Annotated in this window: 12 protein-coding genes, 2 tRNA genes and 1 pseudogene; 5 read left to right on the plus strand and 10 right to left on the minus strand. The window is 68.5% G+C overall.

Annotated features, from left to right (window positions below; translation table 11 throughout):
- Positions 1-97 precede the first annotated feature (97 nt).
- Entirely contained in the window at positions 98-2,728 is a 2,631-nt protein-coding gene (locus ABZ893_RS32835) for a valine--tRNA ligase (RefSeq protein WP_361411363.1), read from the minus strand.
- Positions 2,729-2,918: 190 nt separating this feature from the next.
- Here ABZ893_RS32835 and ABZ893_RS32840 point away from each other — a divergent pair, with 190 nt between their 5' ends.
- Positions 2,919-3,920: a hypothetical protein gene (locus tag ABZ893_RS32840; protein ID WP_361411365.1), complete on the plus strand. Its 1,002-nt coding sequence runs from the start codon at positions 2,919-2,921 to the stop codon at positions 3,918-3,920.
- Positions 3,921-3,996: 76 nt separating this feature from the next.
- Here the strand turns inward: ABZ893_RS32840 and clpX are convergent, their stop codons facing one another.
- From clpX to ABZ893_RS32865, 5 genes are all read right to left on the minus strand, one after another.
- Positions 3,997-5,283, minus strand: a complete 1,287-nt coding sequence (gene clpX, locus ABZ893_RS32845) for an ATP-dependent Clp protease ATP-binding subunit ClpX (RefSeq protein ID WP_361411367.1) — start codon at positions 5,281-5,283, stop codon at positions 3,997-3,999.
- A 155-nt stretch (positions 5,284-5,438) separates the two neighbouring features.
- Complete coding sequence (locus tag ABZ893_RS32850; protein ID WP_361411369.1) at positions 5,439-6,098, minus strand: ATP-dependent Clp protease proteolytic subunit; 660 nt, start codon at positions 6,096-6,098, stop codon at positions 5,439-5,441.
- 51 nt (positions 6,099-6,149) lie between these two features.
- On the minus strand, positions 6,150-6,755 hold the full coding sequence (locus tag ABZ893_RS32855) for an ATP-dependent Clp protease proteolytic subunit (protein ID WP_361411395.1): 606 nt from the start codon (positions 6,753-6,755) through the stop codon (positions 6,150-6,152).
- A 365-nt stretch (positions 6,756-7,120) separates the two neighbouring features.
- On the minus strand, positions 7,121-8,494 hold the full coding sequence (gene tig / locus ABZ893_RS32860; RefSeq protein WP_361411371.1) for a trigger factor: 1,374 nt from the start codon (positions 8,492-8,494) through the stop codon (positions 7,121-7,123).
- A 164-nt stretch (positions 8,495-8,658) separates the two neighbouring features.
- Positions 8,659-8,735 (minus strand) — tRNA-Pro (locus tag ABZ893_RS32865).
- Between the two features lie 141 nt (positions 8,736-8,876).
- Here ABZ893_RS32865 and ABZ893_RS32870 point away from each other — a divergent pair.
- Positions 8,877-8,947, plus strand: a tRNA-Gly gene (locus ABZ893_RS32870).
- A gap of 60 nt (positions 8,948-9,007) precedes the next feature.
- Here the strand turns inward: ABZ893_RS32870 and ABZ893_RS32875 are convergent.
- On the minus strand, positions 9,008-9,202 hold the full coding sequence (locus ABZ893_RS32875; RefSeq protein ID WP_361411373.1) for a hypothetical protein: 195 nt from the start codon (positions 9,200-9,202) through the stop codon (positions 9,008-9,010).
- Positions 9,203-9,738: 536 nt separating this feature from the next.
- Here ABZ893_RS32875 and ABZ893_RS32880 point away from each other — a divergent pair.
- Positions 9,739-10,881: an acyltransferase family protein gene (locus ABZ893_RS32880; protein ID WP_361411375.1), complete on the plus strand. Its 1,143-nt coding sequence runs from the start codon at positions 9,739-9,741 to the stop codon at positions 10,879-10,881.
- Between the two features lie 78 nt (positions 10,882-10,959).
- On the opposite strand, the gene ABZ893_RS32885 is transcribed toward ABZ893_RS32880, so the two are convergent.
- Together ABZ893_RS32885 and ABZ893_RS32890 are read right to left on the minus strand one after the other, a co-directional pair.
- The gene (locus ABZ893_RS32885) at positions 10,960-11,397 is read right to left on the minus strand and encodes an HD domain-containing protein (protein WP_361411377.1); all 438 of its coding nucleotides are present in this window, start codon (positions 11,395-11,397) and stop codon (positions 10,960-10,962) included.
- Between the two features lie 216 nt (positions 11,398-11,613).
- The gene (locus ABZ893_RS32890) at positions 11,614-12,762 is read right to left on the minus strand and encodes a PP2C family protein-serine/threonine phosphatase (protein ID WP_361411379.1); all 1,149 of its coding nucleotides are present in this window, start codon (positions 12,760-12,762) and stop codon (positions 11,614-11,616) included.
- Between the two features lie 166 nt (positions 12,763-12,928).
- Between ABZ893_RS32890 and ABZ893_RS32895 the strand changes: the two genes are divergently transcribed.
- Positions 12,929-13,051: a hypothetical protein gene (locus ABZ893_RS32895; RefSeq protein ID WP_361411397.1), complete on the plus strand. Its 123-nt coding sequence runs from the start codon at positions 12,929-12,931 to the stop codon at positions 13,049-13,051.
- A gap of 138 nt (positions 13,052-13,189) precedes the next feature.
- Positions 13,190-13,402 (plus strand): annotated as a pseudogene (locus ABZ893_RS32900) (sterol carrier protein domain-containing protein); the annotation flags it as partial.
- Positions 13,403-13,407: 5 nt separating this feature from the next.
- Here ABZ893_RS32900 and ABZ893_RS32905 read toward each other — a convergent pair.
- On the minus strand, positions 13,408-14,220 hold the full coding sequence (locus tag ABZ893_RS32905) for a DNA-formamidopyrimidine glycosylase family protein (protein ID WP_361411381.1): 813 nt from the start codon (positions 14,218-14,220) through the stop codon (positions 13,408-13,410).
- Positions 14,221-14,422: the final 202 nt, after the last annotated feature.

The following is a 14,422-nucleotide window of genomic DNA, read 5'->3' on the forward strand; positions in this document are numbered from 1 at the left end:
CAGGCTCCCGGCGCACCCCGTGAGCAGGCAAGCGAAGGCCCCCGGAACCCTGTCGGTTCCGGGGGCCTTCGTCCGTTCACGTCAGCCGCGCGTCAGGTCACGCCTGCGGCAGCCGCTCCAGCTGCTGCTGGATGCGGGCGATGTCCTCGTCGGCCTTGGCGAGGCGGCCGCGGATCTTGTCGACGACGGCGTCCGGCGCCTTGGCCAGGAAGGCCTCGTTGCCGAGCTTCGCCTGGGACTGGGCCTTCTCCTTCTCGGCAGCGGCCAGGTCCTTGGCGAGACGCTTGCGCTCCGCCGCCACGTCGATCGTGCCGGACAGGTCGAGCGCGACCTCGGCACCGGCGATCGGCAGGGTCGCGGTGGCCGCGAAAGCGTCGCCCTCCGGCTGGAGGCGCAGCAGCTGGCGGATGGCCGCCTCGTGCGGGGCGAGCGCCGTCCCGTCGAGGGTGAGCCGGGCCGGGACGCGCTGGCCGGGCTGGAGGCCCTGGTCGGCGCGGAAGCGGCGGACCTCGGTGATGACCTGCTGAAGCGTCTCGATCTCGCGCTCGGCGTCGGCGTCGCGGAAGCCGCTGTCGGCCGGCCAGTTCGCCACGACGACGGACTCGCCGCTGGTGAGCGTGGTCCACAGGGTCTCGGTCACGAACGGGACGACGGGGTGCAGCAGTCGCAGCGTCACGTCGAGGACCTCGCCGAGGACCCGGCTGGACACCTTGGCCTGCTCGCCGCCGGCCATGAACGTCGTCTTCGACAGCTCGACGTACCAGTCGAAGACCTCGTCCCACGCGAAGTGGTAGAGGGCGTCGGAGAGCTTGGCGAACTGGAAGTCGTCGTAGAACGCGTCGACTTCGGCGACCGTCTTGTTCAGGCGCGACAGGATCCAGCGGTCCGTCGCCGACATCTGCGACGGCTCCGGCAGCGGGCCCTCGACCGTCGCGCCGTTCATCAGCGCGAAGCGGGTCGCGTTCCAGATCTTGTTGGCGAAGTTACGGGAGGCCTGGACCCAGTCCTCGCCGATCGGGACGTCCGTGCCCGGGTTGGCGCCGCGCGCCAGCGTGAAGCGCAGGGCGTCCGAGCCGTACTTGTCCATCCAGTCCAGCGGGTCGACGACGTTGCCGAAGGACTTCGACATCTTCTTGCCGTTCTCGTCGCGGACGAGACCGGTCAGGGCGACCGTCTTGAACGGGACCTCGCCGTCCATCGCGTAGAGACCGAACATCATCATCCGGACGACCCAGAAGAAGATGATGTCGTGGCCGGTGACCAGGACGTCGGTCGAGTAGAACTTCTCCAGGTCCGGGGTCTGCTCCGGCCAGCCGAGCGTGGAGAACGGCCACAGGCCGGAGGAGAACCAGGTGTCGAGGACGTCCTCGTCCTGGGTCCAGCCCTCGGCCTCGGTGCCGGGCGGCTGCTCGTCGGGGCCGACGCAGACGACCTCGCCGTTCGGGCCGTACCAGACGGGGATGCGGTGGCCCCACCACAACTGGCGGGAGATGCACCAGTCGTTGAGGTTGTCGACCCAGTCGAAGTACCGCTTCTCCATCTCCTTGGGGTGGAGCTTGACGCGGTCGTCGCGGACGGCGTCACCGGCGGCCTTGGCCAGCGTCTCGACCTTGACCCACCACTGGAGCGACAGGCGCGGCTCGATCGTGGTCTTGCAGCGCGAGCAGTGGCCGACCGAGTGGACGTACGGACGCTTCTCGGCGACGACGCGGCCCTGGCCGCGCATCGCGTCGACGATGGCCGAGCGCGCCTCGAAGCGGTCCAGGCCCTCGAAGGGACCGGGCACGGTGATGATGCCGCGCTCGTCCATGACGGTGCGGGTCTCCAGGCCGTGGCGCTGGCCGATCGCGAAGTCGTTCGGGTCGTGAGCCGGCGTCACCTTGACGGCACCGGTGCCGAACTCGGGGTCGACGTGGGTGTCGGCGACGACGGGGATGGTGCGGTCGGTGAGCGGCAGCTTGATGCGCTTGCCGATCAGGTGCGCGTACCGCTCGTCGTCCGGGTGGACGGCGACGGCGGTGTCACCGAGCATCGTCTCGACACGGGTCGTCGCGACGACGAGGGTCTCGTCGCCCTCGCCGTACTTCAGCGAGACGAGCTCGCCGTCGTCGTCCTGGTAGTCGACCTCGATGTCGGAGATGGCCGTCAGACAGCGCGGGCACCAGTTGATGATGCGCTCGGCGCGGTAGATCAGGCCGTCGTCGTACATCTTCTTGAAGATGGTCTGGACGGCCTTGGACAGGCCCTCGTCCATCGTGAAGCGCTCGCGCGACCAGTCGACGCCGTCACCGAGGCGGCGCATCTGGCCGAGGATCTTGCCGCCGTACTCCTGCTTCCACTGCCAGACGCGCTCGACGAAGTCCTCGCGGCCCAGGTCGTGGCGGGACTTGCCCTCCTCGGCGAGCTGCTGCTCCACCTTGTTCTGCGTGGCGATACCGGCGTGGTCCATGCCCGGCAGCCACAGCGTCTCGAAGCCCTGCATCCGCTTACGCCGGGTCAGCGCGTCCATCAGCGTGTGCTGGAACGCGTGCCCGAGGTGGAGCGAACCCGTGACGTTCGGCGGGGGGATGACGATCGTGTACGGCGGCTTCTCGCTCTTGGGATCGGCCGTGAAGTAACCCCGGTCCACCCAGCGCTCGTACAGCGCCCCCTCTACCTCGGCCGGCGCGTACTGGGTCGGCAGTTCGGTGGTGGGCGCTGGGTTCTGCTGCTGAGTGTTCTCGGTCACGGGCTCAGTTTAGAGGCGCGGAGGGGGTGCACCGAAACCGGATTCCCGTGCGACGTGGCCACGCCGTACGGCCGACGTTTCGGAAACAGACTTTCAACAACCTGGCACCGATCCGCCCCTGGGTTCCCCACGCGCGACCGGCTTCCGTCAGGATGTTCGGAACGCGTATGCATCGGAGGGAACCCCAGAAATGAGCTACAACCAGCCGGGCCCGTACGGCGGGCAGCAGCCTCAGCAGCCCGGACCTTACGGCCAGCCGCAGCAGCCTGGCCCTTATGGCCAGCCGCAGCAGCCTGGTCCTTACGGTCAGCCGCCCCAGGCGCCTCAGCCCGGCTACGGGTACCCGCAGCAGCCCCCGCAGGGCGTTCCCCCGCAGCAGCCTCCGTACGGCCAGCCGGGCGGCTACAGCCAGCCCCAGCAGCCGGGCCCCTACGGGCAGCAGCCCCAGGCCCCTTACGGCCAGGCTCCCTACGGGCAGATGCCCCCGCCCCCCGGTGCTCCCGCGGGCGGCAAGAACAAGACGGGCCTGATCATCGGCGCGGTCGCCGTGGTCGCGGCGCTCGGTGTCGGCGCGTACCTGCTCTTCGGCGGCAACTCGCTCGCCGACGACGGCCCGCACAAGCTGATCACGCCGGCGGTGGTGATGGGCGACTACAAGCGCCTCACCGACGACAAGGGTCCCCAGGAAGCCAGTTCGGGCAGCGCCAAGGCCCTCGCGGAGAGCGGGGTCACGAACGCCAAGGCCGTCAACGCCATCTACTCGACGCTCAACATCAACCCCGCCGCGCCGAAGCCGCCGTCGCCGGCCGAGGTCGCCACGTCGAAGGCCGTCACCTTCGTGGGCATCTACGGCAAGGTGAAGGACCCCGAGGCGGCGATCGACGCCACCTTCGCCAACATGAAGAAGCAGCAGGCGGATCAGCCGGCGGATCCGTCGAAGCCGAAGCTGACGTACAAGGGCGACCCGCAGACGGTCGAGCCCGACGGTCTCGACGGCGCGATCATGAAGTGCCAGCAGGCGTCGGCCAAGAACGCCCAGACCCACCAGATCGACACGCAGTACATGTGCCTGTGGGCGGACTACAGCACGATCGGCATGGGCGTCCCCGTCGCCGGCGGCAAGGGCATCAGCCTGGACGACTCCGCGAAGGTCACCGCCAACCTGCGCAAGGAAGTCCGCGTCGCCGAGTAAGCACACCCGGACATGACGGAGGGGCGCCCGGCGATCAGCTCGCCGGGCGCCCCTCCGTCATGTCGTACGCCGCCGCCTACGCGGACTTCTGCTCCCCCGCGCCCGGGCCGCGGGCCTCGCGCGGGATGAGGGTCGGGTTCACGTTCGAGTGGACCGCCTCGGCCGTGATGACTACGCGGGCCACGTCCTTGCGGGAGGGGACCTCGTACATCACGGACTGGAGGACTTCCTCCATGATCGCGCGCAGGCCGCGGGCGCCGGTGCGGCGCAGGATGGCCTGGTCGGCGATGGCCTCCAGGGCCGCCCGCTCGAAGTCCAGCTCCACACCGTCGAGTTCGAAGAGGCGCTGGTACTGCTTCACCAGGGCGTTGCGCGGCTCCAGGAGGATCTGGAGGAGCGCCTCGCGGTCCAGGTTGTGGACCGAGGTGATGACGGGGAGACGGCCGATGAACTCGGGGATCATCCCGAACTTCACCAGGTCCTCCGGCATAACCTCCTGGAACTGGTCCTTCTCCTCCAGCTCGCGCTTGGAGTGGATCGTCGCGCCGAAGCCGATGCCCTTGGCACCCGCGCGGGCCTCGATGATCTTCTCCAGGCCCGAGAAGGCGCCGCCCACGATGAACAGGACGTTCGTCGTGTCGATCTGGATGAACTCCTGGTGGGGGTGCTTGCGGCCGCCCTGGGGCGGGACGGAAGCCGTGGTCCCTTCGAGGATCTTGAGCAGGGCCTGCTGGACGCCCTCACCGGACACATCGCGCGTGATCGACGGGTTCTCGCTCTTGCGGGCGACCTTGTCGATCTCGTCGATGTAGATGATCCCGGTCTCGGCCTTCTTGACGTCGTAGTCCGCCGCCTGGATGAGCTTCAGGAGGATGTTCTCGACGTCCTCGCCCACATAGCCGGCCTCCGTCAGCGCCGTCGCGTCGGCGATGGCGAACGGCACGTTCAACATGCGGGCCAGGGTCTGGGCCAGGAGGGTCTTGCCCGAGCCCGTGGGGCCCAGGAGCAGGATGTTGGACTTCGACAGCTCGATCGCGTCGTCGCGTCCCTGGGCCCCGCCGTTCTCTCCGGCCTGGACCCGCTTGTAATGGTTGTACACAGCGACCGAGAGGGCTTTCTTCGCGGCCTCCTGGCCCACGACATAGCCCTCGAGGAACTCGTAGATCTCACGAGGCTTGGGAAGTTCTTCCCAGCGGACCTCGCTCGTCTCGGCGAGCTCTTCCTCGATGATCTCGTTGCAGAGGTCGATGCACTCGTCGCAGATGTACACACCGGGGCCTGCGATGAGCTTCTTGACCTGCTTCTGGCTCTTTCCGCAGAACGAGCACTTGAGCAGATCGCCGCCGTCACCGATGCGTGCCACGAGGTGCTTCCCCTTCGCCTGGGAGACGCTCGCACAAGCGGCTCCTGGTGCCTGTATCCGACGGTACCTTGCCGGGCCCCCCGTTCGGGCCCCCCTTGGCACGGTTCACTTTGACGTGAATCGTGCCAAGGAACGGCAGACGATACAGCGCTGTGTCACGCCACCGCGGAGTTGTTCATCTTCCGGGTGGAGATGATCTGGTCGATCAGGCCGTACGCCAGGGCGTCCTCGGCCGTGAGGATCTTGTCGCGCTCGATGTCGTCGCGGATCTTCTCGATCGGCGTCGTCGAGTGCTTGGCCAGCATCTCCTCCAGCTGCTCACGCATCCGGAGGATCTCGTTCGCCGCGATCTCCAGGTCGGAGAGCTGCTCGCGGCCGGTGCCGCCGGAGGGCTGGTGGATCAGCACGCGGGCGTTCGGCAGCGCCATGCGCTTGCCCGCCGTACCGGCGGCGAGGAGCACGGCGGCCGCGGAGGACGCCTGGCCCATGCAGACCGTCTGGATGTCCGGCTTCACGAACTGCATCGTGTCGTAGATGGCCGTGAGGGCCGTGAACGAGCCGCCGGGGCTGTTGATGTAGATGGAGATGTCGCGGTCCGGGTCCATCGACTCCAGGCACAGGAGCTGCGCCATGACGTCGTTGGCGGACGCGTCGTCGATCTGCACACCGAGGAAGATCACGCGCTCCTCGAAGAGCTTCGCGTACGGGTCGTACTCACGCACGCCCTGCGAGGTGCGCTCGACGAAGCGCGGGATGACGTAGCGGTTGTCGACCTGCGGGCCGGTGTACAGGCCGCTGCCGGGGATGTTGTTCATGGTCGGTGTTCCGTCCTGGTGAGGTGGGCTTGATTGACCGCGTACCGGGGCTCAGGCCCCGGTACCGCCGCCGCCCGGAACACCCGTAGCGGCAGTGATGATCTCGTCGATGAGGCCGTACGCCTTGGCCTCCTCGGCGGTGTACCAGCGGTCACGGTCACCGTCACGGATGATCGTCTCGACGGTCTGGCCGGAGTGCCGGGCCGTGATCTCCGCCATGCGCTTCTTGGTCCGCAGCAGGTACTCGGCCTGGATCTTGACGTCCGAGGCCGTACCGCCGATGCCGGCGGAGCCCTGGTGCATCAGGATGTCGGTGTTGGGAAGCGAGAAGCGCTTGCCCGCGGTGCCGCCGGTCAGCAGGAACTGGCCCATGGAGGCGGCCATGCCCATGCCGATCGTCACGACGTCGTTCGGGATGTACTGCATGGTGTCGTAGATCGCCATGCCGGCCGTCACCGAGCCGCCGGGGCTGTTGATGTAGAGGTAGATGTCCTTGTCGGGATCGGCGGCGAGGAGCAGCATCTGGGCCGTGATCTTGTTGGCGATCTCGTCGTCGACCTGCTGGCCCAGGAAGATGATCCGCTCACCGAGCAGCCGGTTGTACACATGGTCGCCGAGGCCACCACCGATGGACGGCTCGCCTGCGGCGGAAGGCATCAGATTCGTCACGTATCCACCTGCTCGTCTCTGACGGCAACGCGCCGTCTCGCGTCTTCTGCGGAGGGCCCAGGGCCCGCATCCGCTCGCCGGGTCCGGCGGCGTCGGGGAGTCCTGCCCTCGTATTCATGGACCCTAACGCGCGGGCCCCTCCGGGGAATCCCGCGGAGGGAACTGTTCGCTGTGAGCGCAGGTCGCTGCGCCGTCGCTGCGCGGCTCGGGAGGGTCGTCTGCGGGTCGGTGGGGGCTTGTCGCGCCCACGCGGCGGAGCCGCACATGTGACAGCCCCGCGCCCCTTACGGGGACGCGATGGGCCCCGGGACATGAGATCCCGGGGCCCATCGACCTACAGCAGAGCTACGCGATTACTCGGCGGCGTCGGCCTCGACCGCGGCCTCGACCGTCTCCTCCGCGGCAGCGGTCTCGTCCTCGTCCTCGAGGTCGACGAGCTCGCCGTTCGTGTCCTTGACCGTGGCGGCCTCGACGACGACCGCGAGGGCCTTGCCGCGGGCGACCTCGCCGACGAGCATCGGGACCTGGCCGCCCTCGACGACGGCCTGGGCGAACTGGTCGGGGGACATGCCGGAGGACTGCGCGCGACGCATGAGGTGCTCGGTGAGCTCCTCCTGGTTGACGTTCAGCTTCTCCTTGTTGACGAGCTCGTCGAGGACGAACTGCGTCTTGATGCCCTTGACCGCGGCAGCCTCGGTCTCGGCGTCGAACTCCTCGCGGGACTTGCCCTGGATCTCCAGGTACTTGTCCAGGTCGAGGCCCATCTGGCCGAGCTGGTGGTGCTCGAGGTTGTGCGTACGGGTCTGGATCTCGTCCGCGAGGAGCTTCTCGGGGACGGGGACCTCGACCAGCTCGAGCAGCTTCTCCAGGACGCGCTCCTGGGCCTGCGTGGCCTGGTCGTACTGCTTCATGTTCTCGAGGCGCTTGCGGCTGTCGGCCTTCAGCTCGTCGAGGGTGTCGAACTCGGAGGCGAGCTGGGCGAACTCGTCGTCCAGGCCCGGCAGCTCACGGGCGGCGACCTGGGTGACCTTGACGGTGACCTCGGCCTCCTTGCCCTCGGCGGAGCCGCCCTTGAGCTCGGAGGTGAAGGTGGCCTCGCCACCGGCCTCCAGGCCCTTCACGGCCTCGTCGATGCCGTCGAGGAGCTCGCCGGAGCCGATCGTGTAGGAGACGCCGGAAGCGACGCCGTCCTCCAGGACCTCGCCGTCGACCTTGGCCTCGAGGTCGATCGTCACGACGTCGCCGTCCTGGGCGGCACGCTCGACCGGGGAGGTCGAGGCGAAGCGCTCACGGAGCTGCTCGACGGACTTGTCCACGTCCTCGTCGGTGACCTCGACGGCGTCGACCTCGACCTCGATGCCGGAGTAGTCCGGGATCTCGATGGTCGGGCGGACGTCGACCTCGGCGGTGAAGTTCAGCGTCTCGCCGTCCTTCAGCTCCGTGATGTCGACCTCGGGCTGGCCCAGCACGTTGAGCTCGGCCTCGTTGACCGCTTCGGTGTAGAACTTCGGAAGCGCGTCGTTGACCGCCTCCTCCAGGACCGCACCGCGGCCGAACCGCTGGTCGATGACGCGGGCAGGGATCTTGCCCTTGCGGAAGCCCTTCACCGTGACCTGCTGGTTGATCTTCTTGTACGCCGCGTCGAGGCTGTCCTTGAGCTCCTCGAAGGGCACCTCGATGCTGAGCCGAACCCGGGTCGGGTTCAGGGTCTCCACGGCGCTCTTCACGGTTCGGTCTCCTTGGGGGCTGACTTCTGGGATCCTGCCCGGTTTAAGAGACACACGGGCACGCAGCTTGCATAGTAACGGCAAGCCGGAGCCGACCCACAACGCGATCTTGGAGAGAGATTGACGGCTGTCCCCGACCACGGTCGACGGCCTGTCTCAGACGCTGGTCGGGGTGGCGGGATTTGAACCCACGGCCTTCCGCTCCCAAAGCGGACGCGCTACCAAGCTGCGCCACACCCCGTCGGTGCGAGACGTAGGGTACATGCACGCGGCCGGTGCGGCTCCCGCATCGCGAGCGGCGTGAAAGGGGTGTGCGGCGAAGGCCCGCGACCCGCTACGATGCATCCCGTTGCCGCGGTCGAAGACCTGCGGTGCGAGTTGTGCGGGCGTAGCTCAATGGTAGAGCCCTAGTCTTCCAAACTAGCTACGCGGGTTCGATTCCCGTCGCCCGCTCTTGTGGCCCCGGGCCCGGTTCTCAGGAACCGGGCCCGGGGTCTTTTCGTACGTCGCGCGTCAGAACCGGATCGAGTTGATCGTGGACGCAATCGAGTTCAGGAACCTTTGGATGTCGCCGGCCATGCCGGTCGAGGCCAGGAAGAACCCGAAAAGGATCGCCACGATGGCCGGCCCCGCCTTGATCGACCCTCCTCGGATCAGCACGACAAGAATGATCGCCAACAGCAGCACTACTGACAGCGAAATGGCCACACTGATCACACCCTAGGTCGGTCGACTCTCCCGGCCCGGGGGGTACGACCCCGCACACCCCCGCCAGAACCATCGTGCCACCAACACGCCTCCCCTATGCGGCCCATGACGCAACGTCGGCCACGGGCGAACACGGGCGCTCGGGCCGCGGACCCGTGCGGCACATGATCAGCGCGGCCCCCCGGGGAAAATTCGCAGGACCGCGCGCCCGATAATTCGACCTGATCGTTTCCATGCACACACAGCGCGTCCACAGGATGGTCACGCGAGCACCGGAACGTGCCACTCCGCAGTAATTCAAATTGTCGCGCAGGACACATCCAGGCCGACCTTTCGCGGCCGATATGCACTAATTAATCGGGATGAAAGTGGCCATAGCGGACTGATATGGATGCCTCCCGAAGTAATGAGGGGGCTACCTGCGGAAACACCTCAAGGGTCATACCGACTTCTCCTAATCAGGGGTGCTCGCGTGTTAAGGAAGATTTGAGGCGAGGGTTTTACGAAATACCTGAGGCGCCACTAAGGTGCCTCAGATGTTCCGCGCTGCCCCCACCCGAGCCCCGCTCCCCGCGGCGCACACGGCCCCTTCCCATCAGCCTCCGAACGCGGCAGCCGCATCCCCCACACCGGCCGCCCAGCCCGCGAAACAGCGGGACGCGTTCTTCGACAACGCGAAGTACCTGGCCATCGTGCTGGTCGCGATGGGCCACTCCTGGGAACCCCTGACGGATCACAGTCGCGTCGCCGAGGCGCTCTACATGATCGTCTACACGTTCCACATGCCGGCGTTCATCGTCATCTCCGGCTACTTCTCGCGCAGTTTCGACATGCGCCCGGACCGGCTCAAGCGCCTGATCACCGGCGTCGCGGTCCCCTACGTGCTCTTCGAGGTCGCCTATACGTTCTTCAAGCGCTGGGCGGACGACGATCCGACGCAGCCGATCAGTCTGCTCGACCCCTGGTACCTGACCTGGTTCCTGGTCGCCCTCTTCGTGTGGCGGCTCACCACGCCGCTGTGGAAGATCGTGCGCTGGCCCATCCCGCTCGCGGTCGCGATCGCGGTGCTGGCGTCCGTCTCCCCCGACATCGGCGACGACCTGGACCTCCAGCGTGTGCTGCAGTTCCTCCCCTTCTTCGTGCTCGGCCTGTGCATGAAGCCCGAGCACTTCCAGCTGGTGCGCCGGCGTGAGGTGCGGATCCTGTCCGTGCCGGTCTTCGCGGCCGCGCTGCTCGTCGCCTACTGGGCCGCTCCGCGGATGACGTCGGCGTGGTTCTACCACCGCGACAGCGCGCAGGAGCTGGGTGCGCCGTGGTGGGCGGGTGTCGTGATGACGCTCGCGCTGTTCGGCTGCTCGGTGGTCCTCACGTCGTGCTTCTTCGCGTGGGTGCCGCGCCGGAAGATGTGGTTCACGGTGCTGGGCGCCGGCACCCTGTACGGCTACCTGCTGCACGGCTTCATCGCGAAGGGCTCCCGTTTCTGGGGCTGGTTCGACGACTACGCGTGGCTGCACAAGCCGCTGGGCGAGGTGTTCGTGACGGTCGTCGCGGCCACGATCGTGACCCTGCTGTGCACGCCGCCGGTGCAGCGGATCTTCCGGTTCGCCATGGAACCGAAGATGGAGTGGGCCTTCAAGAAGGACGCGGCGCAGCTGGCCCGCGACCGCGGCGGGGCCTAGGCCCCTAGGTACTGAGAGGGGGTGTCCGGCGAACTGGTCGCCGGGCGCCCCCTTTTCGTTGCCTACGCCTTTCGTTTCCTACGCCAGGCCCAGGAGTGCGCGCATCGTGGCGTACTTACGGGTCAGGCGCTCCCGGGTCGGCTCGTCCAGTACGGCAAGGCGGGCCGGGTTCGCGTTGTGGGCGAGGTCCGACTCCTTGACGAGGAGGGCGCCGGGGGTGGCCAGGATGCGTTGGGCGTACGCCTCCGGAGGCTCGCCGGGGCGTTTGGTGAGGGCGAGGACGACTGCTTTGGTGCGGTCCGTGAGGTCGGCCTCGGCCAGCCATTGCGGGGTCAGGGCGTCGTCCTCGATGGCGTCGTGCAGCCAGGCGGCCGCGATCTGGTCGTCGTCGCCGTCCCTTGCGCGTACCCCTGCGGCGACCGCCGCGAGGTGCTCCGCGTAGGGGCGGCCGGCCTTGTCGGTCTGGGTGGCGTGGGCGCTGCGGGCCAGGGCCTCCACGGCGGCGAGGGTCAGCATTCGCTGAGCGTACGGGGTGGTTTGTTCGTCAGGTGCGGGTCCGCTGTGGCTGGTCGCGCCCTGCGGCGGAGCCGCTATTAGACACAGCCCCGCGCCCCTGAAGGCTTGCGCTGCACGCAGCCTTCCCCGATGAGATGCCGCACGAAGTGCGCATCTAAGGGGCGCGGGGAACTGCGCGCTCAGCCACGACGAAAGCCGCACCCGACAACGAACCCGCTACACATCCCGGCACACCAGCAGCAGCGCCCTGTCATCGTTCACGTCCTTGGCCACCGCCTCGATGAGATGCCACGCCGCCCCGTGGAAGCCGCCCGTGACGTAGCGGTCCGCTTCGCCCGTCAGGCGGTCGATGCCTTCCGTGATGTCGCGGTCCGACGTCTCGACCAGGCCGTCCGTGAAGAGCATCAGTACGTCGCCGGGGCGCAGCGTGCCCTTGATGGGGTCGAACTGGGCGCCGTCGTAGACCCCGAGGAGGGGGCCCTCGGCGGTCTTCTCCTCCCAGCGGCCGCTGCCCGCGCTGAGCTGGAGGCCCGGTGGGTGTCCGGCGGAGAAGAGTTCGTAGTCGCCCGACTCCAGGTCGAGGACCAGGTGGATGGAGGTCGCGAAGCCCTCGTCCCAGTCCTGGCGGAGCAGATAGCCGTTGGCGGCGGGCAGGAAGGCGTGCGGCGGGAGGGAGCCGAGGAGGCCGCCGAAGGCGCCGGACAGGAGCAGGGCCCGCGAGCCCGCGTCCATGCCCTTGCCGGAGACGTCCGTGAGGACCACTTCGAGGGTGCGGCCGCCGTTCGTACGGGCCGCGACCACGAAGTCGCCGGAGAAGGACTGTCCGCCGGCCGGCCGCAGCGCCATCTCGCGGTGCCAGCCGTCGGGCAGCTCCGGGAGCTTGCTCTGTACGCGGATGCGCTCGCGCAGGTCGAACAGCATCGTGCCGCCGCGCCGCCAGGGCACGCCGACGCGGCTGCGGAACTGGGCTATGAGCAGGCCGAAGAAGCTGCACGCGGCCACGACAAGGACGGTGCCGGGGGTGACCTGGGCCGCGCCGTGCGCACCCGGGTCGAGGCTGACCGACTCCACGACGAGGGCGGTCGCGGCTGCCGCGTACAGGCCGAGGAGGCTGGCCGGGCGGAGCAGCAGGCCGCCCGCGACGATCGGCAGGACGAGCGCCGTCGGGGAGTACCACACCGGGCTGATGAGGGTGGCGAACGCGATGACGGGGACCGTGATGAGCAGGCCGACGAGGGCGACCCAGTCGGAGCCGTTGCCCCGGAAGTAGTCGACTCCGGATCTGCGCAGGCCGATGCGGGCCCGGTGCAGTCGCATCTTCATCCGGGCCGTGAACGTGTCCGCTTGCGCGCGTCGTCTTGCCATTTCCCGTGGACCTTATCCATCAGAGCAGGGGATGCGCACGGGAGGTCCTACTTGTCCCTCTTGCTGGACAGTTCCGGGTGGCCAGAGCGCCCTGAACTGCGGGGAAATTCCCTCGCTTCGCCCGAGGTGTCCTGGTAGGGATGCCTTAGGACGACGGACCTGCGCGGTGATCTACGGGCGGTTCGGGTACGGGGTCGGCAGCCGTAAGACGTCTGTGGAGATCGACTCGACGCGGGTGCGGATCGGCGCGCCGGCCGGGACGGACGACGTGCGGGTCCGCTGTGGCTGAGCGCGCAGTTCCCCGCGCCCCTGAAGGCGTGCGCTGCGCGCAGCCTTCCCCGACGAGATGGCGCACGAAGTGCGCATCTCAGGGGCGCGGGGAACTGCGCGACCAGCCACAACAGCGCCGCACCCGACAACGAACCCGCGGGACGGGATGCATGTGCGGCTCGTGGACGTGGGTGCCGCGCTGGAGGCCCGTGCGTATCAGGTGCCTGTGGACGTCGTGTTCGAGGTCGCGGACGACTTCTGTCCCTGGAACGCGGGGCGTTGGCGGCTCACCGGGGACGCTAAGGGGGCGTCCTGCGTGCGTACGGAGGACGCGGCCGATCTTGCGCTGTCCGTGGGGGAGTTGGGGGCTTTGGCTCAGCGCGTGGGCTGGCAGGTCGGGCACCAGAAGAGGTTGCGGGCCGCGAGGGACGCGGTGCGGATCTCCGTGCCGCAGAGGTGGCACGGCATCGTGGCCCGGCGGTACACGTACACCTCGCCGCCGTGGTCGTCGACGCGCGGCGCGCGGCCCATCGCCTCCGGCGTGTGCTCGGGGCGGACCGTGTCGATGCGGTTGTGGCGGACGCCTTCGCGCATCAGCGCGACCAGATCCGTCCAGATCGCCGACCACTCGGCGGGGGTCACGGCCTTGCCCGGGGTGTACGGGTCTATGCCGTGGCGGAAGAGGACTTCCGCGCGGTAGACGTTGCCCACGCCCGCGATGATCTTCTGGTCCATGAGGAGGGCGGCGACCGTGGTGCGGCTGCGGGACACGCGGGCGTACGCCTTGTCCGGGTCGTCGCCCGTTCTGAGCGGGTCGGGGCCGAGGCGGTCGTGTATCGACTGCTTCTCGGCGTCCGTGATCAGGGCGCAGGTGGTGGGGCCTCGGAGGTCCGAGTAGTGGGTCTCGCTGAGGAGGCGTAGGCGGACGGTGTCCGTGGGGGGTGGGGCGGGGGTCTCTCCGAGGGTGTATTTACCGAAGAGGCCCAGGTGGATGTGGATCCAGGATGTTTCTTCGAAGCCTAGGAAGAGGTGCTTGCCGTGGGCTTCTGTGGTGGTGAGGGTTTGGCCGTCCAGGAGGGTGGCGCTGTCGGAGAATTTGCCCTGCGGGCTGCGGACGGCCACGGGCCGGTTCGCGAAGCGGTCACCGTGGTCTTGGGCCAGGCGGTGGATTGTGTGGCCCTCGGGCACGTCGCTCTTTCTCCTTGGGTGGGTGGGGGCGGGCGTTGGGGGGTTTTACTCCCCCAGCCCGCCCCTTCCCGAAAGTCGGGGGGGGGGGGGGGGGGGCCCCCCCCGCCCCCCCCCCCCCCCCGGGGGGGGGGGCCCCCCCGCCCCCGGGGGGGGGGTGGGCCTTCCCCGCACCACATTCCCTCCCCGCGGCCTCCCGGGGCCG

Source organism: Streptomyces sp. NPDC046821, from assembly GCF_040645335.1.
Classification (GTDB): domain Bacteria; phylum Actinomycetota; class Actinomycetes; order Streptomycetales; family Streptomycetaceae; genus Streptomyces.

Coding starts and splice junctions, on each gene's coding strand:
- ABZ893_RS32885 (WP_361411377.1), bottom strand. CDS start 11,397: ATGCTGACCCTCGCCGCCGTGGAGGCCCTGGCCCGCAGCGCCCACGCC.
- ABZ893_RS32855 (WP_361411395.1), bottom strand. CDS start 6,755: ATGCCTTCCGCCGCAGGCGAGCCGTCCATCGGTGGTGGCCTCGGCGAC.
- ABZ893_RS32840 (WP_361411365.1), top strand. CDS start 2,919: ATGAGCTACAACCAGCCGGGCCCGTACGGCGGGCAGCAGCCTCAGCAG.
- ABZ893_RS32850 (WP_361411369.1), bottom strand. CDS start 6,098: ATGAACAACATCCCCGGCAGCGGCCTGTACACCGGCCCGCAGGTCGAC.
- ABZ893_RS32880 (WP_361411375.1), top strand. CDS start 9,739: ATGTTCCGCGCTGCCCCCACCCGAGCCCCGCTCCCCGCGGCGCACACG.
- ABZ893_RS32890 (WP_361411379.1), bottom strand. CDS start 12,762: ATGGCAAGACGACGCGCGCAAGCGGACACGTTCACGGCCCGGATGAAG.